General features: G+C 27.0%; 25 protein-coding genes and 1 tRNA gene. 7 read left to right on the top strand and 19 right to left on the bottom strand.

Annotated features, from left to right (window positions below; all coding sequences use genetic code 11):
• Positions 1 to 113: 113 nt before the first annotated feature.
• The gene (locus AC2JAQ_RS00955; RefSeq protein ID WP_488457471.1) at positions 114 to 1,427 is read left to right on the top strand and encodes a DUF1576 domain-containing protein; all 1,314 of its coding nucleotides are present in this window, start codon (positions 114 to 116) and stop codon (positions 1,425 to 1,427) included.
• A gap of 116 nt (positions 1,428 to 1,543) precedes the next feature.
• Here AC2JAQ_RS00955 and AC2JAQ_RS00950 read toward each other — a convergent pair whose 3' ends face one another.
• The 5 genes from AC2JAQ_RS00950 to AC2JAQ_RS00930 all read right to left on the bottom strand — a co-directional run bounded on the left by AC2JAQ_RS00950 (position 1,544) and on the right by AC2JAQ_RS00930 (position 5,318).
• Positions 1,544 to 1,756, bottom strand: coding sequence for a hypothetical protein (locus tag AC2JAQ_RS00950; RefSeq protein ID WP_488457470.1), 213 nt, complete (start codon positions 1,754 to 1,756; stop codon positions 1,544 to 1,546).
• 238 nt (positions 1,757 to 1,994) lie between these two features.
• Complete coding sequence (locus AC2JAQ_RS00945; protein WP_488457469.1) at positions 1,995 to 2,618, bottom strand: copper homeostasis protein CutC; 624 nt, start codon at positions 2,616 to 2,618, stop codon at positions 1,995 to 1,997.
• Positions 2,615 to 3,751 carry a mechanosensitive ion channel family protein gene (locus tag AC2JAQ_RS00940; RefSeq protein ID WP_488457468.1) on the bottom strand — a complete coding sequence of 379 codons (1,137 nt, stop codon included), beginning with the start codon at positions 3,749 to 3,751 and terminating at the stop codon, positions 2,615 to 2,617. The genes AC2JAQ_RS00945 and AC2JAQ_RS00940 overlap by 4 nt, the downstream gene beginning before the upstream one ends.
• A gap of 221 nt (positions 3,752 to 3,972) precedes the next feature.
• Positions 3,973 to 4,479, bottom strand: coding sequence for a CarD family transcriptional regulator (locus tag AC2JAQ_RS00935; protein WP_488457467.1), 507 nt, complete (start codon positions 4,477 to 4,479; stop codon positions 3,973 to 3,975).
• Positions 4,480 to 4,703: 224 nt separating this feature from the next.
• Entirely contained in the window at positions 4,704 to 5,318 is a 615-nt protein-coding gene (locus AC2JAQ_RS00930; RefSeq protein ID WP_488457466.1) for a sugar O-acetyltransferase, read from the bottom strand.
• A gap of 324 nt (positions 5,319 to 5,642) precedes the next feature.
• On the opposite strand from AC2JAQ_RS00930, the gene AC2JAQ_RS00925 reads away from it, so the two are divergent.
• The 3 genes from AC2JAQ_RS00925 (at position 5,643) to AC2JAQ_RS00915 (ending at position 8,065) form a co-directional block, all read left to right on the top strand.
• Positions 5,643 to 6,800 (top strand): glycosyl hydrolase family 8, encoded by a 1,158-nt coding sequence (locus AC2JAQ_RS00925; RefSeq protein ID WP_488457465.1) that lies wholly within the window; start codon positions 5,643 to 5,645, stop codon positions 6,798 to 6,800.
• A gap of 84 nt (positions 6,801 to 6,884) precedes the next feature.
• Positions 6,885 to 7,613: an NAD-dependent protein deacylase gene (locus AC2JAQ_RS00920; RefSeq protein WP_488457464.1), complete on the top strand. Its 729-nt coding sequence runs from the start codon at positions 6,885 to 6,887 to the stop codon at positions 7,611 to 7,613.
• 137 nt (positions 7,614 to 7,750) lie between these two features.
• The gene (locus AC2JAQ_RS00915; RefSeq protein WP_488457463.1) at positions 7,751 to 8,065 is read left to right on the top strand and encodes a hypothetical protein; all 315 of its coding nucleotides are present in this window, start codon (positions 7,751 to 7,753) and stop codon (positions 8,063 to 8,065) included.
• A gap of 89 nt (positions 8,066 to 8,154) precedes the next feature.
• Here the strand turns inward: AC2JAQ_RS00915 and AC2JAQ_RS00910 are convergent, their stop codons facing one another.
• Entirely contained in the window at positions 8,155 to 8,403 is a 249-nt protein-coding gene (locus AC2JAQ_RS00910; RefSeq protein ID WP_423240103.1) for a spore coat protein, read from the bottom strand.
• Positions 8,404 to 8,415: 12 nt separating this feature from the next.
• Entirely contained in the window at positions 8,416 to 8,601 is a 186-nt protein-coding gene (locus AC2JAQ_RS00905) for a hypothetical protein (protein ID WP_488457462.1), read from the bottom strand.
• Positions 8,602 to 8,781: 180 nt separating this feature from the next.
• Between AC2JAQ_RS00905 and AC2JAQ_RS00900 the strand changes: the two genes are divergently transcribed.
• Complete coding sequence (locus AC2JAQ_RS00900) at positions 8,782 to 9,240, top strand: hypothetical protein (protein ID WP_488457461.1); 459 nt, start codon at positions 8,782 to 8,784, stop codon at positions 9,238 to 9,240.
• Positions 9,241 to 9,350: 110 nt separating this feature from the next.
• Here AC2JAQ_RS00900 and AC2JAQ_RS00895 read toward each other — a convergent pair whose 3' ends face one another.
• The 6 genes from AC2JAQ_RS00895 to AC2JAQ_RS00870 form a co-directional block, all read right to left on the bottom strand.
• Positions 9,351 to 10,124: a tyrosine-protein phosphatase gene (locus AC2JAQ_RS00895; RefSeq protein ID WP_488457460.1), complete on the bottom strand. Its 774-nt coding sequence runs from the start codon at positions 10,122 to 10,124 to the stop codon at positions 9,351 to 9,353.
• Between the two features lie 220 nt (positions 10,125 to 10,344).
• Entirely contained in the window at positions 10,345 to 11,247 is a 903-nt protein-coding gene (locus AC2JAQ_RS00890) for an LCP family protein (protein WP_488457459.1), read from the bottom strand.
• Positions 11,248 to 11,380: 133 nt separating this feature from the next.
• Positions 11,381 to 12,127: a tetratricopeptide repeat protein gene (locus tag AC2JAQ_RS00885; RefSeq protein ID WP_488457458.1), complete on the bottom strand. Its 747-nt coding sequence runs from the start codon at positions 12,125 to 12,127 to the stop codon at positions 11,381 to 11,383.
• Between the two features lie 17 nt (positions 12,128 to 12,144).
• Positions 12,145 to 13,872: an Hsp70 family protein gene (locus AC2JAQ_RS00880; RefSeq protein WP_488457457.1), complete on the bottom strand. Its 1,728-nt coding sequence runs from the start codon at positions 13,870 to 13,872 to the stop codon at positions 12,145 to 12,147.
• The gene (gene grpE, locus AC2JAQ_RS00875; RefSeq protein WP_488457456.1) at positions 13,872 to 14,462 is read right to left on the bottom strand and encodes a nucleotide exchange factor GrpE; all 591 of its coding nucleotides are present in this window, start codon (positions 14,460 to 14,462) and stop codon (positions 13,872 to 13,874) included. Before grpE ends, AC2JAQ_RS00880 begins: the two co-directional genes overlap by 1 nt.
• A gap of 17 nt (positions 14,463 to 14,479) precedes the next feature.
• On the bottom strand, positions 14,480 to 15,748 hold the full coding sequence (locus tag AC2JAQ_RS00870; protein WP_488457455.1) for a tetratricopeptide repeat protein: 1,269 nt from the start codon (positions 15,746 to 15,748) through the stop codon (positions 14,480 to 14,482).
• A 1,026-nt stretch (positions 15,749 to 16,774) separates the two neighbouring features.
• Between AC2JAQ_RS00870 and AC2JAQ_RS00865 the strand changes: the two genes are divergently transcribed.
• Positions 16,775 to 18,361 (top strand): putative bifunctional diguanylate cyclase/phosphodiesterase, encoded by a 1,587-nt coding sequence (locus AC2JAQ_RS00865; protein ID WP_488457454.1) that lies wholly within the window; start codon positions 16,775 to 16,777, stop codon positions 18,359 to 18,361.
• Between the two features lie 118 nt (positions 18,362 to 18,479).
• Here the strand turns inward: AC2JAQ_RS00865 and AC2JAQ_RS00860 are convergent, their stop codons facing one another.
• From AC2JAQ_RS00860 to AC2JAQ_RS00845, 4 genes are all read right to left on the bottom strand, one after another.
• Entirely contained in the window at positions 18,480 to 19,172 is a 693-nt protein-coding gene (locus AC2JAQ_RS00860; RefSeq protein WP_488457453.1) for an OmpA/MotB family protein, read from the bottom strand.
• A 2-nt stretch (positions 19,173 to 19,174) separates the two neighbouring features.
• Positions 19,175 to 20,605 (bottom strand): hypothetical protein, encoded by a 1,431-nt coding sequence (locus AC2JAQ_RS00855; RefSeq protein ID WP_488457452.1) that lies wholly within the window; start codon positions 20,603 to 20,605, stop codon positions 19,175 to 19,177.
• A 550-nt stretch (positions 20,606 to 21,155) separates the two neighbouring features.
• The gene (gene galE / locus AC2JAQ_RS00850; RefSeq protein ID WP_488457451.1) at positions 21,156 to 22,169 is read right to left on the bottom strand and encodes a UDP-glucose 4-epimerase GalE; all 1,014 of its coding nucleotides are present in this window, start codon (positions 22,167 to 22,169) and stop codon (positions 21,156 to 21,158) included.
• A 146-nt stretch (positions 22,170 to 22,315) separates the two neighbouring features.
• A complete protein-coding gene (locus AC2JAQ_RS00845) occupies positions 22,316 to 23,092 on the bottom strand; it encodes a hypothetical protein (RefSeq protein ID WP_488457450.1) in 777 nt (258 codons plus the stop codon).
• Between the two features lie 167 nt (positions 23,093 to 23,259).
• Here AC2JAQ_RS00845 and AC2JAQ_RS00840 point away from each other — a divergent pair.
• Positions 23,260 to 23,335, top strand: a tRNA-Met gene (locus AC2JAQ_RS00840).
• A 311-nt stretch (positions 23,336 to 23,646) separates the two neighbouring features.
• Here AC2JAQ_RS00840 and AC2JAQ_RS00835 read toward each other — a convergent pair.
• Both AC2JAQ_RS00835 and AC2JAQ_RS00830 read right to left on the bottom strand, forming a co-directional pair.
• Entirely contained in the window at positions 23,647 to 24,174 is a 528-nt protein-coding gene (locus AC2JAQ_RS00835) for a hypothetical protein (protein ID WP_488457449.1), read from the bottom strand.
• Between the two features lie 250 nt (positions 24,175 to 24,424).
• Positions 24,425 to 25,612, bottom strand: coding sequence for a cation:proton antiporter (locus AC2JAQ_RS00830; protein ID WP_488457448.1), 1,188 nt, complete (start codon positions 25,610 to 25,612; stop codon positions 24,425 to 24,427).
• Positions 25,613 to 25,626 lie beyond the last annotated feature (14 nt).

The raw sequence follows: 25,626 nt of genomic DNA, 5'->3' as shown, positions 1-25,626 counted from the left end.
CGCAATCATCTATTCTTTTAAAAGGTTCTATTATATAATTTACTTAAGTTAATATTACTTTAATGGTTGATACAAATTAACCTTAAAATATATTTTTTAAAGGAGTGTTGTTTTTGTCGAAAAGGTTACCACAAGAATACCTTATACACTTAATTTTATATATTTCTTTTATTATACTTGCCTTTTTTTTACAAAGCCCAAAAGAATTAGCAACTGGACTTTACAATATAGTTTTAAATTCAGACATATTAATAACAGATTATATAAGTATAGGTGGTTCTGGAGCAACCTTAATTAACAGTGCACTATTAGGCATAATATTTATATTTTTATTTTATATAAATGATACTAAATCTACGGGAAGAAGTATAATGTCTTTGTGGTTTTTAACTGGTTTCGGTATGTTCGGAAAAAATATAGTAAATATATGGCCTATAATTTTAGGAACTTTAATATATTCTAAAGTGAAAAAAAAACCTTTCAAAGACTACTTAGTTGTAGCTTCTCTTGGCACAGCTCTAGCCCCTACAGTTAGCCAATTCTCATTTTTCCCAGGAGTTCATCCTATATCTGGAGTAATTATGGGAGCATTAGTTGGTATGATAATAGGCTTTATTCTTCCTCCAATTGCACAAAATGCTTCAAAAATTCATTCCGGATTTTCTCTTTACAATGTGGGATTTGCTGGAGGTATTATTGCAATAGCAGTAATGTCTTTAATGAGAGCACTTGGTCATGACTTTGAAACAAACTCAATTTGGCATAAGGGCAATAATAATTTATATATGATATTCTTATTTACTATAAGTGCATACTTTATAATTTGTAGTTTTATTTTAAATAAATCGAAAAAAAGAGTGTTAGAAGATCAAATAGGAATTAATAAAGAGCATGGTATATTCCCTAGCGACTTCTTTTCAGTTTATGGGAGTAGTTGTTATTTTAATATGGGGGTTCTTTGTATATTCTCAACACTTTTTGTTTTACTTATAAATGGTGATTTAAATGGGCCAACAATTGGAGCTATTTTCTCAATGGCTGGCTTTGGATGTTATGGAAAGAACTTAGCCAATTCTATTCCACTTATTATAGGTGCATCACTAGCCTCTATTATTAGTATCTCCGATATAAATTCTCCAGTTACAGTGGTTTGCATCTTATTTAGTACAGGTTTAGCCCCTATTTCAGGATATTATGGTTGGCCTTATGGTATAATCGCTGGATTTTTGCACATATTCATGGTTTTCAATATTGGGCAATTACATGGAGGATTAAATTTATATAATAATGGACTTGCAGGTGGCTTTGTTGCTGCACTTATTGTTCCTGTTATAGAATCCCTTCAAATTACCAATACAAAAAATAGCATAAAAAGTTCTTTTAAAAATCCATCTATTAGTTTAGGAATAAAAAAAGAAGCAGATTAATCTGCTTCTTTTTTTACATATATAAATTTTATATTAAAAGGGATTTATAGTTTAAGTAGGGGGAAATTAACACTATGTTAATTTTTTACTATAAACCCAAAAAAACAATATTTATGCTAGTTTATAACCTTTTTATCAGTTTTGCTATTACTTCTCTTTATTAAAGTATAAATAAGTGAAGCTACTATTCCTACTACTCCACCTAAAGCAAATCCAAACTGAGGATTATTCATTATAGCTCCTAAAGCTAAACCAATTCCAACCCCGCCAGCTATACTTTTAGTAAGATATTCACATTCTTTATCACTTAATATCATTTTATCTAACACTCTTATCACTCCTAACAAATAATCCTTTAATTTAATTATACAAACTACTTATTACAAATTATTTACATCGAATTTAAGCATTAGTTACTTTTATAAATCAAATTTGTATCTTTTGTTAGAATTTAGTGTTGTTATATATAATATTAAGACATTTATCTTACTTTGTAAAGAGTTATTTTTTACCGTTTTAAAAGATTAAATATATATCTAATGAGTTATTACTAATTGCTTTAATTTTTTATAAATTTCCTACAATCTTACTTCCATGAAACTCCTTTGCATTAGTATATTTTTTAAGCTCTAAAAAGTTCTCTTTAGTAACGCCTCCTCCTGGAAGTATTATTATTCTTTCTCCAGCATATTCAACTAACTTCTTTAAAGAATCTTTATTTTTAAATGCATTAACTTCTCCACCTTTTGTTAAAATCCTATCTATTCCTAATGATGCTATTTTGTCTATTGCATCAAATTTGTCTTCAATATCATCAAAGGCCATATGAAATGTTATACTTAATGGCTTTGCTAATTGAACAAACTCTTTAGTAGTTTCAAAATCCAATGTATTATCCTCATTTAAAAAACCAAATACAACTCCAGTTATTCCTATCTTTTTGCAAAGATTTATATCATTTTTCATTATATTTAATTCCTCTTCAGAATAAACAAAATTTCCTCCCCTTGGACGAATTATCACATTAATGTCTATTTTCATATCATTCTTACATTGAAGTATTGTTCCATAACTTGGAGTAGTTCCCCCTTGAGATAAGTTATCACAAAGTTCTATTCTATTGGCTCCTAACTCCTCTGCTCTCTTTCCTTCTATATAACTTCCCACACATGCTTCGAATACTATTGTCATACGCCTCTCTCCTCCTCAGTAATATTCTTTATTGATTCCAACTCAGTACTTTCAAAATTACAAGTGCCACCTCTTCTATCAAAACCTTTAAAATCGAAGTTTAAAAACATTAAATGCACATTTTCCTCTCTTAATATTTCTAAGATGTTTATATTTATTTCTTCTTTGAGTTTTTCATATTTTAAATATTCAAATTGATCTGTATAGAAATATATGAAAATTCCAAAGCCATAAGTTGAAAGTTCATTAAAGCTTACTATTATTAGATTTTTATCTATTTTATCATGTCCTCTTAGCATATTCTCTATTTTATTAACAGAATTTTTTATACTTTCTATTGGTGTTTTACAATCAATAGTAAATTTAAAATGTATTCTTCTTAATTTTCTTTGAGTCCAATTTATTATGTTACTATTGGCAAGCTTTGAATTTGGAACAGTAGCTAAAGCCATAGAAAATGTTCTTATCTTTGTACTTCTAAATGTAATCTCTTCTACGACACCTTCAACGTCTCCAGCTTGTATCCAATCTCCAATAGAAAATGGTCTGTCTAAAACTATAACCATTCCTCCAAATAAATTAGAAAATGTATCCTGTGCAGCTAAAGCAAATGCAACACCACTTACTCCTAACCCTGCAATAAAGCCAGTTAGTCCAAACTCATTGGCTATTATAATTATCCCTATTAAAAGAATTACTAGTCTTATAACTATTGATACAAAAGGAAATACTATAGTATTTCCACCATCATTTTTATGTAATTTAGAATAAAGTAAAGAATTTTCTAATGTTAAGTTATATATAAAATAAATAAATGATGCTATTATTCCAACCTTTATAATCTTATATGTAGACAATGCCTCTAAACTTAAAGCGTCAATATTAATGACCTTTAGCATTGCATATATTCCTATAAAGGAACTAAAGAGTTTTAATGGTTTTTCTAAAGCCCTAACTATATTATTATCAAAATAATTTTTAGTCCTTCTAGTTAATTTTCTAAGTATTTTAAATAAATTAGTTACTAATATTTTATTTGTTATTAAGACAATTAGCATAATAACAATGATTATAATAATTTCATTTATATTAATAAGCGTTAGCCTTTCAAAAAGCCTATCTAGTTCATTCATACTTCACCTCTAGAAAAGATATTATCTATTTTTATCTTTTCCCTAAATAACTATTTTATTTTTACTCTTTCTAATATAAATTTCCTTTATTGAATACTACAATTATTAAGGCTAAAAAAATAAAAGTGAGATATTATAATATCTCACTTTCATTTATTAACCTCTATTCTCACTATTTCAGTAAAGTATTCACTAACTTCTTGATTATCCTTACCTATATTTTATTGTGGCACATGACTTTTTATATATGATTTTACCTCTTCTGGGCGAATATGAAGAATGGTTGCAAACTCCTCATTCAATAACTTTTCTGCAGTCTGCATAATCTCTTCATCACCCTTACATACCTTTTTCCCATCCAACTTTCTCTTCTTTTTATCTAAATATATACTTCTTATTAATGTAATTAAATCATCACAACTTCCGCCTTTAAGAATTGACTTAAACTGATCATTTCTTTGCTTATCATCATCTATCCATAATGTTTCCTTATTAGGTATATCATTTATAAGTGAATTCACATCATCCTTAGAAAGTATCTTTCTCATAGAAATTTTCTTATTATCAACCGGAATTTTAATTATTGTGTTTTTAGAATACTTAGAATAAATAGGATTTAATACGTAATATTCTATTTTTGTGCTATTCATAATAGCTTCTTTAGTAATATCTATAACTTTACAAACTCCCACAGTTCCATACATTATATAATCATTAATTTTAAACAATAAAATCTCACCTTCTTTAAATTAAAATTTTGCTCTTATCATTAAGACACTGAACTTTTAACTCAAGTAGTTAGCATTATACTTTTCTAAAATAAAAAAAAAGTAGTTTTAACAACTAGAATTACGTCATTAAAACTACACGCTGTATAATTCTATTTTACCACATAAAAAATTTATAATGTAAGGAAATCTTTTTATTTAAGTATTTTTATATATAAAATCCCTTATTCAATATCAATTTTCATATTTTTATAGTAATACTTCATGTCATTTTCATTGATTTCTCTTAATACTCTACATGGATTTCCCACAGCAACCACATTAGCAGGAATATCCTTTGTAACCACACTTCCTGCTCCAATTACTGAATTATCACCAATATGAACACCTGGAAGTATTACAGAGCTTGCACCAACCCAAACATTATTTCCTATATGAATAGAAACATTATACTGAGCTTGTTTACTTCTCAATTCTGGATGTATAGGGTGTGTCCCTGCTGATACTGTAACGTTTGGACCAAACAATACATTATTTCCAACAAATATATCACAATCATCAACCATTGTTAAATTAAAGTTAGCATAAACTCCATTACCAAAATGTACGTTTTTTCCACCCCAATTAGCATGGAAAGGTGGTTCTATATAACAGGTTTCTCCTATCTCAGCAAACATCTTCTTTAACATTTTATCTCTTTTATCCTGTTCAAAAGGACGTGTTTGATTAAAATCATAAAGTAACTCTAAAGCTTTCATCTGCTCATTCATTAATGCCTCATCATTACAATAGTAAAGCTTTTGACCATACATTCTTTCCCTTATTTCTTTTAAATCCATAGTTCTCTTCCCCTTTTCCTATTAATATATTTTTATATAAATCTCTTAAGATAAATTTTACATAAAAATACAATATAAATATATACCTTATAATATAAAAAATTAGAAGTAACTATATTAGTTACTTCTAATTAAATTCCAATAATAAGCTTCTTCCTGCTTCATGGCTTATTAACTATTTTAGAGGAAAAGATTTAGTATTTATTTGAAATTTAGTGAATATAACTTGATAAGTAGCCTTAATTTAATTAACCCTTATTATCTAAATTAATATATTTATACTATATCTTATTTGAGGTGATTAATATTTATAGAAATTCAATAATGTGTGATTATTCTAAGGAACAATTGACTTTTGAGCTATTAAAATTTTATGAAGAATGGAAAAAGCGTTATTTAAGAGCTGTTAAGGCTTCTTCTCCTACTAAAGAATATCTTTTTTATACTCTTGATCAACCTATGACTAATAATGCGATTACTTGTTCTGAAGCTATGGGGTATGGAATGGTTATTTTCCCTATTATGTACAAATTTGATAAATCCGCTAAAGAACATTTCACTAATATTTATAATTTCATAAAATCATATCCTAGTTTTTATAATAAAAATTTAATGGCATGGCAACAAATTATGGATTCTAATGGCAATATAATAAATAGAGAACCCGAAACTTCCTCTGCTACTGATGGAGATATGGATATAAGCTATGGATTATTAATTGCAGATAAACTATGGAGGAAAATTGATAAAATTAATTATAAGTATGAAGCCATTAAAAGAATTCAAGGTTTAATGGATAGCTGCGTTGATAAAGATGATTATAGTTTAAACTTAGGCGATTTGGTTACTGGATTAACTAACAGTACATTTAAAGGTGTTACCAGAAGCTCTGATTTTATGCTGTATAGCCTTAGGACATTTGCTAAAACTGATACTAAGAACTCAAAAAAATGGAATTTAGTAATTGCTATAATACAAAAAATTATTAACAACCAAATGAAACGAGAAAGCAAGGATAATGGACTTATGCCAGATTTCTTTATTAAAGAAAACGGTGTTTTTATAGCTCCTAATAAAAAAATATTAGAATCAATACATGATGGAGATTATTATTTTAATAGTGCTAGAATCCCTTGGAGGTATTCTATGGATTCCATCTTAAATAAAAAAATCTCTATTTCAAAACAATTATCTACCCTGAATAAATGGATAATAAAAATTACAAATACTAATCCTAAAAACATTGTTTCAGGATACTATTTAAGAAATGGTCCTCCTGGCCAACCTTTTGGTAGCTCTAATGATTTATCATTTGTAGCACCATTTCTTGTATTATCACTCCTGCAAAAGGATAGTCATAATTGGACAATTAATCTTTGGAACCATATACTATCTGTACCACTTGAATCATCAACTTTCTTTGGTAATACTTTAAAACTTATGGCTATGATAGTTGCTACAGGAAATTGGATTTCTCCATAATAAATAAAAAAATCTCTATCTTAGATTTAATCTTTTTTTATGAGATAATAAGACTAAAGAAACTCATTAAGGAAGGTGATTTATATGACAAAGATAGAACAGCTCGCTGAAATCCTAAGAAATAGTAATAATATCGTATTTTTCGGTGGGGCTGGTGTAAGCACAGAATCTGGGATCCCCGACTTTAGAAGCTCTAATGGATTATTCAATGAAAAACTAAATGTAACTTTTACTCCGGAACAATTAGTTTCACATAGCTTTTTCGAAAGATATCCAGAAGAGTTTTTTAATTTTTATAAAGCTAAACTTATATATCCAGATGCTAAACCTAACGGGGCTCATATTGCCTTAGCTAATCTTGAAAAAATGGGAAAATTAAAAGCTGTAGTTACTCAAAACATAGACGGACTTCATCAAATGGCAGGAAGTAAAAATGTATTTGAGCTTCACGGATCAGTTCTTAGGAACTACTGTATGAATTGTCACGCTTTTTATGATGAAAAATTTATACTAGATTCAAAAGGAATTCCTACTTGTACTAAATGCGGAGGAATAGTTAAACCTGATGTAGTTCTTTATGAAGAATCTTTAGATGATAATGTTATTAGAGGTGCTATTGATGCTATTTCTAAGGCAGATACCCTTATAATAGGAGGTACCTCTTTAGTAGTTTACCCTGCAGCAGGGCTTATTAACTATTTTAAAGGAAAAAATCTAATTTTAATAAACAAAAGTTCTACTTCAGCTGATTCTAAAGCAAGCTTAGTTATAAATGACTCAATCGGCAAAGTTTTAGAGAAAGTTATTGATTAATTTTCATTATCCTATAAACTTTTTATTAAAATCCCCTCAAAGTTTATTCTTTAATATATACTTAATAAAAAAAGCTTTATTAAAGACGGTTTTGAATAAATCCTAATTGAGCTATGTTAAGGGGTTGTGGATTATATATGATTACTCAAAGAATTTTAAGTCACAAGAAAACTTTAAAAATCAATATATTCTTTTTAATATTATGTTTAGCTATCAATCTTATTTTCTTTAAGAGCCTGCCTGATAATATTGCTTTGCAAATAACATCAGATGGAGAATTAGCTAATCATATTCCAAAATTATTTTTTATACTTTTTACACCACTAGTAGGTTCCTTAATTACTTTATATAACTATCTTAGAACTGAACTTAGACTTTCACGTTCTATATTACCAATAATAATTATGTTTATTCTTAATCTAGTTATTTTGGCAACGAATTTACTTATATAATAAAAAGGGACTATTATCAAAGTAATAGTCCCTTTTAAATTTATTTAACTAATTCCTATGTATTATTCTCAGTTAAATATTTTTTAACTTTATCCTTGAGAAACTTGTTGTTTTACAGTTGCAATCTCTTCTGGAGTTGCTGGTTGAGCAGGAATATAATATCCTTTTTCTTTTGCAACTTTGAAAAGAGCATATTGACGTACTTCATCTTGATTTCTCATGTTTTGTATTGTTTCTCTTAATTGTTGATTCTCACATTGAGAAATTACGCTTCCATATCCTGCTAAACTTGCATTTATTCCAGCAAGATAATCACTTATCATTTCTTTTTCTTGCATGTGAAACTCCTCCTATCCTAAAAATGATATTAATTTTTCTTTACTGTTTTTTGCATCTTGAGCATCTTTTTTTAACATATTCTTTAATGTTGGATCAGTACATTGTTCTGCATAACATTCAAGCTTTTTCTCAATTGTGCAATGAGCTCCGATTAGATGACGAAGATTTTGTAATTCTAATTCATTTAGATTAGCCATAAATATCCCTCCTAACGTGTCAATTTTCCTTATTATTTTAAGCTATTTTTTAATTTTTATTCCTTTTAATCTTTATATTTTTTTACAATAAATGTCTTTTTTGTTTTCTTAAAAATTTATGTAATTAATCCTATATTCTTAAAATATATTATATTAAACACTACTTTTAAGGAGATTTTAATGCTTGTTCTTTTTTGTTTTCTTATAATCCTAGTAGCTCTAGGTGCATTAGGCTTTGTATTATATCAATGCAATATTAAATTTACTGAGTATAAAAGACAAATTTTAACCTTAAACAATCAAATTTCAAAATATAAATCAACAACCTATAATAAAACAAGTAATGAAAATAAAAAAAAATTAATAATAAATTTTAACCAACCTGAGTTTAAATACGGAATTACCCTTCCATATACATCAATTTTTATAGCACCATCTACAGATTCTTTAGCAATAAATAGATTAAAAGAAAAATCCCAAGTTAAGATTATAGATGAAGCTGAAATTAACAATGAAGTCTGGTACTACTCTTTACTTAATACAGAGTCGAAAATAAATTGTAATGGCTGGATTAAAAAAACACAATTTTCTATGCTTATGGAAGATAGCAATACCTTCTTGTGTGACAAAAATAACTAAATATAAAAATACACTTAACAATCCACATCCGCCTAAAACAAAGGCAAATATAAAAGAGTAACATCATTAAATAATTTTAAAATTTAATTGATGTTACTCTTTATTACTAATTATTTTTTAAAAAATGAAAAAAATCCTTTTTTCTTTTTCCTAACTTTTTTCCCTTGAAATTCTATTTTCTCATTGTTTATCAAAGCAAGTCCATTAGCTTCAAATCTTCTACTTGCTCCTCTGCTTATTCCATTAATTGTTTCACAAGCTTCTCTTAAACTCGTATTTCTATTTCCATTGCTATGAGCATCAGACCCAATAAAGCTATATATATTATTTTCCAAGAAAACCTCTGCTGTTTTCTTTATTTCTTTTCCAAATAAACCTGTAATACTACCGCCATTTAATTGGAATAAATATCCCTCATCAATAAATTGATTTATCTTTTCCGGATTATTTATAAAATCCACATATCTCTCTGGATGAGCAATTACTGGTGTTATTCCTTTTATCTTAAGTTCATATATTGTATCTATAACCTTCTGAAAATATATTTTATCCATAGGAAATTCTATAAGCATATATCTTGATTCTGCTAATGTTCCAATCTCATTAAGTTTATAATCTTCTAATATATAATTATTGAAAAACACTTCTTGTCCAGGATAAATTTCAATATTTAAATTATTTTCTTTAGCCAATTTATTTAACTCTTTAACCTTATTTTTTATATCACTATAGCTTTCTGTCCAATACCCTTTAAAAAAATGAGGAGTTGCAATTATTTTTTTAGTTCCTGATTCTTCAGCTCTTTTTAACATTTCTAAAGACATCTCATAACTCTTAGATCCATCATCTATACTAGGTATTATATGTGAATGTATGTCTATCATGATTTTCCTCCTTAAAAGCAATACCTTAATGGTAAACTATTTTTCTTTAGAATCTTGTCCATTTAATATTAACACATTCATTGAACTCATCCTTAACTTTCATTTTTACATGAATATTTTACCATAATACATAACCAAATAATACTTATGTTATTCTAATATTTTTATAGTAAATATTCATACTAAAACAAAATAGGAAGTTATAAAAATAACTTCCTATCTAATCCAACTTATCTTCAAAAATATAGTTTTTAATTTCATCTTTTACAACTTCATTATTAAAATCTAAATAATAGATTCCATCAACTTCTATGTTTTCTATATCCTTATCCCTTGGAAATCTAGCCTGATCTAATCCATTAGGTATAAGTGTTGCAAAGGTAGCTGCTGTTGAAATTACTCCTCCAGTATCTAAACTAGTCTGTATGTAAGGTAAAAAATCACTTATTATACTTGGATACTCTTCTATCGGAGTTAACTTTAATTTCTCAAATATAGAATTTAATATATTTCTTTGTCTCTCAGTTCTCCTAGCGTCTCCTCCATCTGTATATCTTATTCTTGCATAGGCTAAAGCTTGCTCTCCATTTAAATTATATACACCAGGAGAATCAACCCCATTAATGAAATCAACTTCATCTTCCTGTATGTTTATATCAACTCCACCTAATTTATCGATTATCACAGGTAATGATTCCATTTTTACAGCCATAAAATCCTTTATATTAAGTCCAAAATTTTGATTTAATGTCTTTATAGCTAACTCTGCTCCGCCAAAAGCATAAGCATGATTTATTTTATCTTTACCTTCTCTACCAGGAATTTCAACATAAGAATCTCTCATAATTGATGTTAACTTTAATTTTTTATGCAATTCATCTATTGTTAAAATCATTATGGAATCAGAACGCCCTTGTCCTCCTTCATCATCTATACCAAATAAGGCTATATTAATTATTTTTTTATTAACGTCTTCGTTGGCACCTAAATTCTTTTCATCTAACTCTATCTTTTCCATCTTTCCTATAAAATTAGAAGCACCCCACATTCCTAAACCTACAATACCTAAAAACAAGAAAAATATTGTTATAAGAGTTATTTTTATTATTTTCCCTTTACTCATCTTTTCACCCCTTTATTGTTATATTTTATAAGAAACCTCTAAACTCATTTTTACAAATTTGGAAACACTATGTTAAATAAAATAAATAAGCTGCATCAAAATTTATTTGACACAGCTATTTACTATTGAGTATTTACTTAACCTCTTCTTTATTACCTTTTTTTAAATTTTCAATTTCTAAATTACTGAGTTCTAATTTTTTAACAAGTTTATTTATTTCATCATTCTTATAATCTAACTCTTCTTCATAGAAAGAATTTATTTTATAGTTTAAAATCATTATTAAATTTAGTACAACTTCCGAAGAAGTAAGCTCTATCAATGAAGTATTTTCTTTTCTGGTACCTTTTATTTCTTCTAAATCTTTTTTTACCGCATAATATATTGATTTTATTCTGTAATTTGAGTTATCACATTCTAAGGCATTACTTATATTTTCAAAAGCTTTAGCATTATTATTTATAATCATATAAAGTAAACATAATATCTCTTTTACTTCTATTAATTCTTTTCTTTTGCTGCCTATATCTTCTAATAAATTTATTGCTTCTAAATAATTTTTATTCTCTATTAATATTAACGATTTTATATATTTATCCTTTATGAAACTAAATTCCTCCCCATTTATATCATTAATAAATTCCAATGCTTTATTATTTTCATATGAAATTTCTAAACTTTCATTCCAATACTTTTTAGCCTCTTCAAAATTACAATATAGATAATTTATTATTCCTAAAATATTTAAGATATCTATATTTACATTCCCTGCCTTATGAATTTTTTCTAATAACTCTTCACCATCTTTTAATCTCTTATTTGCAACTAAATCTAAAGCCCTGTCATAAATAACTTCTAAAGCTTCTTCACTATTATTCATATAAAATGCTCCTAATTTTAATTAACAAAATCAAACAAGAAATCTGTAAGCTCTTCATCTAATTTCATAAGTGCCATTTTATCATTATCTATTATAGCTTCTTTCATCTCACTCATAATCTCTTGAAGTTTTTCTCTATCTGCGCTCGGTAACATTGGAATCTTTCTCTCTGCTAATCTAAAATTAGGTTCTACTAATCTAAATAAGTTATCTGCTCTCCAAGGAACTAAGTCTGACTTATTATCATTGTTAGAAACTACTTTTTTAAGATCTTCAACTTCTTCTCTTGAAAGGCCTTTTGTAGACATTATCTTTGAAATTTCATCTCCAGTAGAAAGAATTTCCGCTGAAACATTTAAAATACCATTTAAATCATACTCAAAAGTTATATCAATCTTTTCCTTTCCAGTCTCGGCTTTAGGAATTCCTGATAATATAAACTCATCTATTAATGTATTATCACTAACATATCTACTTTCTCCCTCATAGACACTTACCAATACCTCTGTTTGATTGTCCATAACTGTACAATATCTTTTTGTTACATTTGAAGGTAATTTTGAGTCCCTATCAATTATAGGATCAAATATCCCACCCTTTAGTGCTACTCCTAAGGTATAATTACAAGTGTCTGTAACTATTATTGTTCCTGAATCCCCAACTGGAATATCATTCTTTATAGCAGCTTGTACTGATGCTCCCAAAGCTACTGCTTCATCTGGGTTTACCCCTCTTGCTATTTTTCCTTTAAATCTTTTTTCAAGCATATTTCTTACATATGGTATTCTACTTGAACCACCAACTAGTAAAACTATGTCTATCTCAGAATCTGTGATATTAGCATCTTCTAAGGCTTCATTTACTATATCTTCAGTGGAATCTATTATATCCTTAACATTATTTTCAAACTCTTCTCTAGTTAATACCATTTCTAAATTTATTGGATTATTGTCCTTGTCAGCTCCAATATAAGGTAATACTATCTCTGCCATCTTAGAACTTGATAAAGTCTTTTTAGCTTCCTCAACTCCCTCTTTAAGCCTAGCTAGAGTTCTACTATCTGATGCGTCTAACCTAATTCCCGTTGATTTTTCAAATTCGCTTACTACATAGTCTATTAACTTATTATCAATATCCTTTCCACCTAGGTAATTATTACCTCTGCTTACCTTAACGTCTAAAACTCCATCAAACATTTCTAATATGGTTACATCAAAAGTTCCACCACCAAAATCATAAACTAATATATTTCCGTTTTTATCTATATTATCTACTCCATAAGCCATAGCTGCTGCAGTAGGTTCATTTATTATTCTTTCCACCTTAAATCCAGCTATTTCCCCTGCATTTTTAGTTGCTTTTCTTTGAATATCGTTAAAGTTAGCAGGAACAGTGATAACAGCTTCTTCTACCTCTTCCCCTAAAAAGTATTCAGCTACTTCTTTCAACTTTTTTAAAATTAAAGCTGAAATCTCTTCTGGTCTATATTCTTTATCTTGAATTCTTATAATTTCATCTGTTCCCATAATTCTTTTTACTTCTGAAACTGTTAACTCTGGTTTTAATAAAAGTTGATTCTTAGCTTTCTTACCAACTTTTATTTCATCTCCCTCTATGGATACTACTGATGGAATAACATGTTCATCGCCCTCTTCAATATTTCTTATAATACATGGCTTACCATCCTTAACATAAGCTATTTCTGAAGTGGTTGTCCCTAAATCAATTCCTATTATTTTTCCCATTATATATCCTCCTTATTTTTAACTACTACTACTTGAGCTACCCTCTCAACTTTTCCCTTATATATGTATCCTAATTTTAAAACTTCTGTTATCTCATAGTCTTCTCTATTGTTATCCCAAATAGTGCTGACACATTCGTGTAAGCTTTCATCAAAAAAAGTTTCTTTTCCATCAATAATAAGAATATCCACATTTATCATTATTTTTTTTACTATGTTGAATAAACTATTCATAGCTTCAACCAACATATCATTATTAGATTTCAAACTAAAATCGTAAATATATTTTATGTTGTCTATGATATTAATTAAACTCTTAACAAATCTTTTCTCCCTTATTTCTAACTCTTTATTTATCCTTTTACTCCTTAACTCTTCCTCTTCACTCTTTTGGTTTATATAGCTTGTAATTCCTTCAATACTATTAGCTATTCTATAAATTTCTTCAATATAATCCTGATTTATATTTTCATTTTGTATTGCTATTTTTTTTATGGAATTTTTTATCTCTTTTAATCCTTTATCTTCTATGAATAAACCCTTATGTCTTTTTTCTTCACAAATACTTCTTAATTCCTCTTCATAATTCAAATCAGTACCCCCTTATTCTATTTATCCTTAAAACTATTTATTACTTTTCTAAATAGATTTTTAAAATTACTAACTTCTTTTCTTTTAGAATAAGGCTCTCTCGGCACCTCAATTTTTCTTCTTGTTTTTTGTATTTTACTATATATGCCTAAAGCATCATTGCAAATTTTTCTAGTTCCTAAATATACATTTCTATGCTCTTCCTTTAACTTACCTATAGATTTTATTAATTCATTATTTTCAAAGTTAAAATTATTAAAGAATTCACTATTTAATCTTTCAAATTCTTCACTAAATTTAAAATCATCAACCAAGAATTCATCTATAACCTTATAATAAATAATCTTCTTAAATTCATTGTTTATTTCTTTATCTTCTGAAAGTTTATATAAATCTAAAAATAATTTTCTTAAATTCATTATCTCAGTTAATGTTTTGATATCTTTCTCTTCATCAACTAAGACTAGAGCTGTTGCTGTAAGCTTTATACCATTTTTAAAGTGAAATTCTTTTAATATTCTATATAATAAATTTAATATTGATGTTTTAACCTCATCATAATTATCTTTTAAAGAAACCTCACTTAACAAAGAACATGTCTCATTAAAATCATTTTTACAATCTAGTCTATCAGACACATCTATAAGCTTTAAATATAACTTATATTTTTGAGAGTCTATATTTTTATTTTCTAATCCATCCTTTAAAATTTTAATAGCCTTGGTATAATCTCTTAATTCACTGTCATTGTAAATTTCAAATAGCTTTAAATAAAAATCTACCTCTGCATTTTTTAGTTTCAAACTCTTTTTCAAAACACATTCTAAATTTTTCAGATCATAACTTTCTATATAAGCATTTATTAAAAGTTTATAGTATTCTATATTATTAGGTTCTCTTATCACTAATTCTTTTAAAATTTTAGAACTTTTATTGTAATTTTTCCCCTTCATCAAACACAATGCTAAATCCTTTTTGACCTTTCTGTTATCTGGGTACTTCTGCAAAACTTTTTCAAAATTTAAAACTGCTAAATCATATTTTTTATCTTTAGCTAAATCAATTCCTTCATTAAGAATTTTTTTAACTTCAAAATCAAATACTTCTAAAATATATACATCTCTTTTTGATTTATCTATTAAAGTTTCATAAGCATCTCTTATAATTCTATATTTATCTGGGAACTTCTCTGGTGGATACTTTTTAGTCATATTGAAATAAGCATTTTTTACTTCATTGTCAGAGGCATCTATCTCAACATTTAACTCTTTAAAATAATCGATCATACATACCCTCCTACCCTTATTAAATAAGTAATATATCTGTATACCATAACTTTATTTCAGTAACTTTAATAATATTCATTGGTAAGCTTAATTTATTTATAAAACTTAGTATGCTATTGATTATAATTATATTTTCACTTTTATTTAAACTTTCCTTATTTGACATAAATTATTTCTATTAATAAAATGTTAATGAATTATTTAATAAGATTAATTAATAATTTAAAAATATAGTTTGATGAGTCCTTGGAGGTTTCTATGTCGGAAAACCCTATATATAAAATAAAACTTTTTTTTAAAGTTCAAATAACTTTAAGTTTCTTAGTGCTGGTAATCACATTATTTTCTGTATTTTCTAAATCACCAATATTGCCTGATTACTTGTTGTGGGCAATTGCATTTGCATTTTGGGTTTTTCAATGCGTAATTGGAGTATTTTTTTCTTTTAAATATAGACGCTCTAAAAGCCTTCTTAACACAATAAAATTATGTTTTATATTCATTCAGAGTGTTCAAATTTTAATAACCTTAATTGTTAATCTATCAGATATTTTAAAAATTCCAATTCGCGAAATTATTTTACTAAAAAATATAAAGTTAGTTATATTATCAGTAATTTTACTTTTAATGATTTATATTCTTATAAAAGATATGTTTAAATATAATATTTTAAAGTACTACATAATTAGAGATTCATTTTTTACTTTTATACCCTTTGCATTTATTATTTATGAAAACTCTAATTACTTTCTATCATCTACTTATTTTTTAGATGATTCAATTCATAGTTTATTTTTGTTGAACTTAACTAGCTTGCTTATTTTTTTAGAAGGATTTCTTATAATCTTAATTTTTGTAAAAACAATCTATTTAAGAAGTGATAAAAAAAGTAGTTTCCTCTTGCTTATATACTTTTATATTTCAAATCTTAATTATTATATAATCTCATATTTTAATAATAAAATTTTTTATTATCATTATATATATCAAGGGGTAGGTATAGATTTCTTTTGCTCAATACTATTAATGCTCAGCATCTACTACTCAACAGTTGAAAAAGAAAATAACTTTAATATAGCCTTAATAGATGATTCTTATACTAATATAAATAATTCATGGATAAGTGCTACCATAGGTATTTTCCCTGTAACCTTTGCTGCAATATATATAGTTTCATCATCAATAATAAATGAAGATTTAAATGGCCTTGAAAGTCTAATCATATTACTACTTATTATGATTTTATTATTATCTAGAGATATACTCTTAAGAAGAGATAATTTAAAGTTAATTGAAAGCGTTAAAAAAGCAAATGAAATTGATTTTTTAACTAATATGTATAGTAGAAACTATTTTTTAAAGCAACTTGAGTCTAAGCATAATAACTATGCTCTATTTTTTATAGATATAAAAAGTTTTAAGGATATAAACAATATTTTCGGTCATATTGCTGGAGATAAAGTTCTAGTTGAAGTTTCTAACAAACTTAAAGAACTTAAGTCTTTATTAGGAAAAGATATCCTATATTGTAGATATGGTGGAAATGATTTCGCTCTAATGTCCAGAATTGATCAAGTTGATTCTATTTTAAAATTCCTTCATAACTTTGAAGATATAAATGTAAAACATAATGCGGATGTTATACATATCAACTTTAATATTGGTTATTCACTAAATGAATCTAATATTAATTTAGACTTATTAATTCAAGAAACAGATTATGCCTTAATGAGAGCAAAAAAACTTAAAGTGCCTAACAATGCCATACTTATGTATGATGATAATCTTAAAACAGATTTAGAGCATACAAACATACTAAAGAAGGATTTTAAAGATGATCTTTTATCTGATAAATTTCATTTAGTCTTTCAACCTAAAATCTCTGTAAAAACCTTAAAAGTTGTTGGTTTTGAAACTTTGCTAAGATGGAAACATGATACTTTAGGATATATATCTCCTACTAAATTTGTTCCTATTGCAGAAAATTTAGGAGAAATATCATCTCTTGATTTGTATGTATTTAAAAAAGCTTGTGAATTTCAAAGAAGTCTAATAAAACAAAATATTAAACTGAAGTGTAGTGTTAATCTTTCTTTAAACACATTAAAATCTTACGATAAAATTTGCGATATATTACATATTTATAGAGAGTATGATATTCCACGAAATTTAATAACAGCTGAAATTTTAGAAAATGTTTCATTAAATAATAATACTAAAACAATAGCCTATATAAATCTACTTAGGGAAAATGGAATTTGTATTTCAATAGATGATTTTGGAACAGGCTATTCTTCTCTTAGCCAAATATCAAATTTATATTTTGATGAATTAAAAATTCCTAGAGAATTTGTTATTAATGCAAGAACACCTAATAAAATAGCCGTTATTGAAACCATATCTATATTAGCTAAAAAACTAAATGTTACTTCAGTTATAGAAGGTGTAGAGACCTATGAAGATTTCAAATTATTTAGTGGATTAGGATTTGATGTTGTTCAAGGATATTATTTTTCTAAGCCATTAAATAGTGATGAATTTATGGAATATATAAATTCTACAAAATTAAATCTTGTTGTTAAAATTGATAAAGATATCCAGCCTGATAAATAAATTTATAATTACTTATACAAAAAGCATTATATAGTTTTGTATAAAAACTATATAATGCTTTATTTTTTATCTATCTATAATTATAACTACATTTTTTTGCTATAAAATTAGCTTTCTTTTACTCATTTCTATCTCTTATTGCCTCTTCTAAATCTTCATTACTAAATACCATACGAACTTCTATACGTCTATCTTTCTTGGTTTCTTCTAAGTCATATTCATTATATCCTCTATCTCTTTCCTCTTTAGAAGAATAATTTTCGAACTCTGACATCCCTGATGCTTTAAATTTCTCCCCATGAAGATTTTCAAGTTTACTATCTTCAGGCATCATTTCATTTAAAAAGCTAATTGCTCTTTCAGTAGATAACTTTCTTCCATGGATTGTTCCTCCCGCAAAATCTGTATGTCCTACAATCTCTATATATTCTATTTTATCTTTTATATCTTCATTAGATAAAAGCTTGTAAAATATATCTCCTAGCTCAGCTGCTAATTTCTTTCCATCTTCCTTTAAAACAGCACTATCACTATCAAAAAATGTTTCCGTTTTTATATCAATTTTACCTTCTTCTCTGCTAAAATTCATTACTTCCTCATCAACATCATACTGGTTTAATTCCCCTTGAACTTTATCATAAATTGTTTCTCTTTCAACAGCTATATTATCTACAAAAATACTAGAAACCCCAATAGAAGTAATTAATATGAAGAAAAAAACTAAGGTAACAGTGGTCATTATATCAACAAAGGAAGGCCAATAAGAAGGAACTTCTTGTTCAGTTTTATATTTTCTTCTCCTAACCTTCATTCTTAACACCTACCGATCTCTTTACCATCTTTTTGCCACTCTGAGCTTACTTTTCCCATCTCCCTTTTTCTATTTGTACTTCTACTTAGTTCTTCAGTAGCTAAGCTTATATCTCTTAAAGGAACATTTAATTTATCAACTATACTAGATGAAAGTTCTTGTGTTTCTCTTTGAAGAGCATAATATATTCCATTTGCTACTTCATTTTTCATATTTGAAACATTATCTGAGAACTTATTCATTCCTCTCTCAAACTCTTTATATCCTTCATTTAATCTTGAAATTTGATTAGATACAACTTGATTATTCTTATTTTGTTCTTCCTTTATAACTTTAAATGCATCATTAAAAGTATTGTATCCTCTCCTAACCTCATTACTTTGAACTTCTAATCTCATACAAAGTTTACTTATTTCCCTCTTGTTATCATTTATAGACTTAGATAGATCGTTAAAGCTTTCTTCAAGTTTAATAGCCTTATTAGAAAATTTGTTATTTGTACTACTTACAGAATTGCAAAATTCTGTACTTATTCTACTAAACTTTTCTAAATTTTCTCCAAAACTCTTTATAGGTGTTTTTATTCCCATTACAGATATTCTAAAGTCAGCCACAATATTATCTAAGTCTTTCATATGCTTATTCATTCCATTAAAAGTATTTGTCATATCTAATGTATTTCTATTTATTCCTTGAACTAGATTATTTATTCCACTATTAAATAAGTCATACAACTTTACTGAAAACTCTCCTAAAACGCCATTCATAAAATCAGAAATCATATCTTTCTCTGATTTCATATAAATAGAAAAAAGTATGTTATCTAAGTAATCTTCAAAAACATCATAAAAATCTTCTTTAGCTCTCTTTAGATTAATATTTAGACAGTTTAATACAACCGAACCTATAACCCCTATAATACTAGTCCAAAAAGCACTAGACATACTAGCTAAAGGCGTATTCATACTTCTTGAAAAGTCAACCATACTTTGAGTTCCATTAGATAAAATTCCGGTTGTAGCCATAATAGCAATTGTCAGCCCTAAAAAAGTTCCTATAAGACCTAGAGCTATTGAAATAGCTGGTAATATATTAGCAATGCTTTCTTCTTTTAATATTTTTCTATCTATATTTTTTTGAATTATAACCTCTGTATTTATATTATTAGTTCCCTTAGTTGCACTCTTTCTAAATTCATCTGCCATTGACTTCAATTCACTATTAAAGAATTTAAGTTCTTTTTGATTATCTTTATTTGGCACATTTACCCATTCACTTTCTTGAAAATCATTTAAAAGTCTTTCATATTTACCTTTAACTCTTATGTTATAAATAACCCCTAAAGATATAACTATTAAAATTAATCCAACACCAACATATCCCAAAATATTTTGAGTTAAAAATGATTGTAAGATATTTCTTATAATCTCCATTATAAAAATACTCCTCCTAAAATTATTAATCTTTATATGAAATATATGATGGTAAAAGTATTTTTATAATGACTTTCCATAATAAAATTAATCCTAATTTAAATAAGTAAAAGGCTCTGTTTTAAACCAGTGTTGATTTTTAGATAGAACTGTAAGACCATCTTAATGAGCACTTAGTATTACATTATTCTGGAGTAGATAATAGCAATACTTTGCGAAATTAAGTATGTCTGAAGGGCTAGCTAAAAATTAACACTCACCTAAACAAAGCCAAATAAAAAAATACCCTATTAAATAGGATATTCGAAATTTTAAATTATCTATATAAAAAATAAAGGCTGAAGAAATTTTTCTTCAACCAATTCCAAAATAAATACTAACACGCTATAAGTATTTACTATATGTAGACAGTATCACATTCTGGTTAAAAATTCAATAAAATCTACATATTTTTCTTCATTCTTTAAAAATTTTTATTAATTTATTGAATAAATTTACTTTAATATTGTCTTAAACGACAAAAATAGCCATATTAATCAATTTTATAGTACTAATAATTATATACTTGAGAACTTTTAGTTTGCCATCTCCAAGAATCCTCACACATTTCCTCTATTTCATAATTAGCTCGCCACCCTAACTCATTGTTGGCTTTACTTGGATCAGCATAACATTCTGCCACATCACCAGGTCTTCTTTCTATTATCTTATATGCAATTTCTCTTCCACTTATCTTTGAAAAGGAATTTAGTAAATCTAAAACACTATAACCTCTTCCTGTTCCTAAGTTATAAATAACAAGACCAGGATTTGTTTTTAATTTTTCTAATGCCTTAATATGTCCAATTGCTAGATCAACTACATGAATATAATCCCTAACTCCAGTACCATCATGTGTATCATAGTCATTTCCAAAAACACTTAGTTCTTTAAGTTCTCCAATAGCAACCTTAGTTATATATGGCATTAAATTATTTGGAATTCCATTTGGCTCTTCACCTATTAGTCCACTTTTGTGTGCACCTACAGGATTAAAATATCTTAAAATGCATATATCCCAAGTATTATCCGATTTATATAAGTCACCTAAAATTTCTTCTATCATAAGTTTAGTTCTTCCATATGGGTTAGTAACTGATAACGGACATTCCTCATGACACGGAACAGTCTTACAATCTCCATAAACAGTAGCTGACGAACTAAACACCAATTTTTTAACATTATATTTTTTCATAGTTTCTAATAAAACTAATGTGCTAACTAAATTATTTTTATAATACTCTAATGGTATTACCGTAGATTCTCCAACGGCTTTTAATGCTGCAAAATGAATTACTGAATCTATATCATTTTCCGAAAATACTTTCTTTAACCCATCATTATCAAGCAAATCCATTTTATAAAATATTATATCACTTCCTGTGATTTCTTTTATTCTATCTTTAACTAATTCCTTACTGTTTGATAGGTTGTCTACAACTACAACCTTATGTCCTTCATTTATTAATTCAACACACGTATGGCTTCCTATATAACCAAGCCCTCCTGTTACTAATATAGCCATTTTTCTTCACCCTTTATACCCTATTAAGTGCTTGTTTATAAACTTACAAATCAAAATCAAACTTACACTTTATTACATTTTAACATGGATTACTTGGGTAATTTTATATATTTTTTGTAAATATAAACTATTTTTTATACACAAATTTATATTTCATTAAAGTTTTCTTTCCAAAAATTCAACTCTTCTAGATGTTCATCAATTAAGGACTCTTTTATATATTTAACCTTTTTTCCATCTGTATTCCTGTATCTAGTTTCACATACCTTTACTAAGAATACTGTTATTCCTTCATAACACCTTAGAACATTTCCTATTCTATAACTTCTCTTTTCTATATTGGTATCTCCATATATAAGCCTACTGCTCTGTATCATAGGAATGAAATCTCTAAATCTTTGCTCTATGGCCTCACCTAAATTAGTAGCAGCACATAGTAACTTGTAAATTCCTATTAATTTATTTTTATCCTCTTTTGCATGTTCTAAAATTTTCTTCATTTCATCTCTTGCAGCTTGTATTTCCATCATTTCTTCATCTAAATTTTTATTTATTTTGTTTATCTTAAAGACCTTAATGAAAGGACTCTTTATATTCTTTATAATAGATTTTTCATTACAATCTATCATTAAAAGTTCTTTAATAGGTCGTATATCATAATCATTTATTACATATTCACTACTGACTTCTTCTCCTAAAGTAGCTTTTATAGCTTTTCTTTCTAAAATACTCATATTTTTAGCATATTTAGGTACTAGTGTTTCTAATATATATATTTTTTCTTCGTTTATTTTGTTAACTAAATGCTTTATATCTCTGTTTTCATTTTTTAATTCTTCATAATATTTTTCTTTTTCACTAGAAAATAATTCTTGAAGTTCTAAAGCCCTACTATATGCTTCGTCAAAACCTTTGGTAAACATTTCTCCTCCTGAACTACAAATTAAAACTATATACGTCCCATATATTTATTATATATCACAAAAGTAAAAGTTCTAAGCCTTTATATAATTTAAAATAAATATTTAAATTACTTGACTTTATTGATATGTTAACGTATAGTTAAAGAGTAGTAAATACAATTTAATGACGCGGGATGGAGCAGCTGGTAGCTCGTCGGGCTCATAACCCGAAGGTCGTAGGTTCAAGTCCTGCTCCCGCAACCACAAAAAAGGTTCTGTAAAACAGAACCTTTTTTTTATTTGAGTCCAATATTTATTTTAAAATAAAAATAACTATATCAAAACTTTAAATAATAAAACTTATAAATAATATGAAGAGAATATCTGGATGAACTTTAGAATTTAAGCTATTACGTAGAAGAATTTGCGTTAAGAAGCTGAGACTGTTTGACCAACGGGAGTTTCGAAGCTTCAGCAAATTCTTCGGAGTAATTGCTATAAATTCTTAGTGAAATCCAGTAATTCTCGGAATATATTTATAAGTTTTACTGAGTTGTTTTTATATAGCTTAATTTCTATTTTTCTAATCTTTTTAAATCTCTTCTAATGTCTTTTTTTAATTCTTTATATTCTTTTTTATATTCTATAGCTTCCTTATTTAATTCTCTAATCCATTTTTGAGCTATTTGTTCTTCATGAGCTTTAAAGTGTTCGTATTTTTTATATTCCTTTAAAGCTTCTTTTATTTTCTTATCTAATTCTTTGGCATCAATTAATTTTCCACAATCTTCATCTAGTAAATCTTCATATTCTCTAAAAACTTCTAATAAAGCTTTCATAGCTTCTCTTTTTTCTTTTTTATCTTTTAAATTATTTAATAATCTTTTTAAAATATTTTTGTGTTTAGCAAGCTCAAGATCTTCTCCCTCTTCACCTAGAGCAACTAGCATTTCTAATTTTTTCTTAGTGTACTCTAATGTAGTATCTTCTAAGGCATCTTCTATTCCATATTGTCTAAGAAATTTTCTAAATTCTTTCATATCTGCTGCATCATTAAATGGTATAAATTCTTCTACTTCAATATCTATTACTTCTTTACTCATTTGTATTACCTCCTAAGATAAATACAAATACTATAGTTTCAATGTAGAATTCCTCTGCACTCAAGCCTTAGTATTTATATAATTATTTATTAATTATACTAATACTAAGCTCTATTCTTTAAAAGGATTCCAATCACTAGTTATTAATATTTTTACTATAATTATAAAAAAAAATTATTTTTTCTATTTTTTAGTAGCTAAACTTAAAATATTTTAATAATAATCGTTTTTTTTTAATTACTTTTAAACTCTACACATTAACACTTGCATTTTTAGATTTAACATTAAAGGCTATCTTTAATAAAATAGGTGTTACTATTGTCGTAACAACAACAACGATTACTACTGGTGCTAAAAATTCTGGTAACATTAACCCCATTGCAATTCCCTTATTTGCAATTATAAGAGCTACCTCTCCCCTAGACACCATTCCTATTCCTATTTGAATAGCTTCACTATTACTATAGTGGCATAACTTAGCTCCTAGACCACATCCTATTATCTTACTAATTATAGCTATCAAAAGTAATAATATCGCAAATATAAAAATGGATTTAGTCATAGTTGTTAACTCTACCTTTATCCCTATACTAGCAAAGAATATAGGTGATAATAACATGTATGATAATGTTTCGAATCTAGAATTTAGATATTTCGTTCTATTTGAATCAGATATTACTAACCCTGCTATAAATGCTCCAGTTATATCTGCTACTCCAAAGAATTCCTCTGCTATGAAAGACAATAATAAACAAAATACAAAGGCTATAATTACAAATCTTCTTAAATCTCTTTGATATCTTTCATCTAGTTTTATGAATGCCCAATGGAATAAGTATCCTAATAATCCTGCAAATATAAAGAACATTACTATTTTACCTAAAACTAATAATACATTAATTGATGGATCTGCTAAACTTGTTGTTAAGGTTAAAGCCACAATACCTAAAATATCATCAATTATAGCAGCTCCTAGTATCGCATTTCCTGCTCTTGTACTTAATTTTCCCATCTCTTTTAATGTTTCTACTGTAATACTAACTGAAGTGGCTGTTAATATTATTCCAATAAAGACATTTTGTAGAACAATGTTAGAATCAGCTCCCTTATTAAATATACTCGCAATAAAAAATCCACCTATAAGTGGGATTATTACTCCAAGTACAGCTATTATAAATGATGCTTTACCTGTTTTCTTTAATTGATTAATATCAGTTTCTAATCCTGCGGTAAACATTAGAACTATTACCCCTAGCTCTGCAAGTTGTTGTATAAATTCTGTTTCTGATAAAACATTTAAAACTGCTGGTCCTAAAATAACACCAGCAAGCAAAGCCCCAACAACTTGAGGCATCCTAACCCGTTTAGTTACTAGCCCCAAAAGCTTAGTACTAATAAGAATAAGTGCCAAGTCAAATAAAAATTCGTAAGATAACACTATAAATCCCTCCC

Source organism: Clostridium sp. LIBA-8553 (assembly GCF_057782465.1).
The sequence above is the reverse complement of the archived record's forward strand: the minus strand, read 5'-3'. Positions and strand labels throughout refer to the sequence as shown.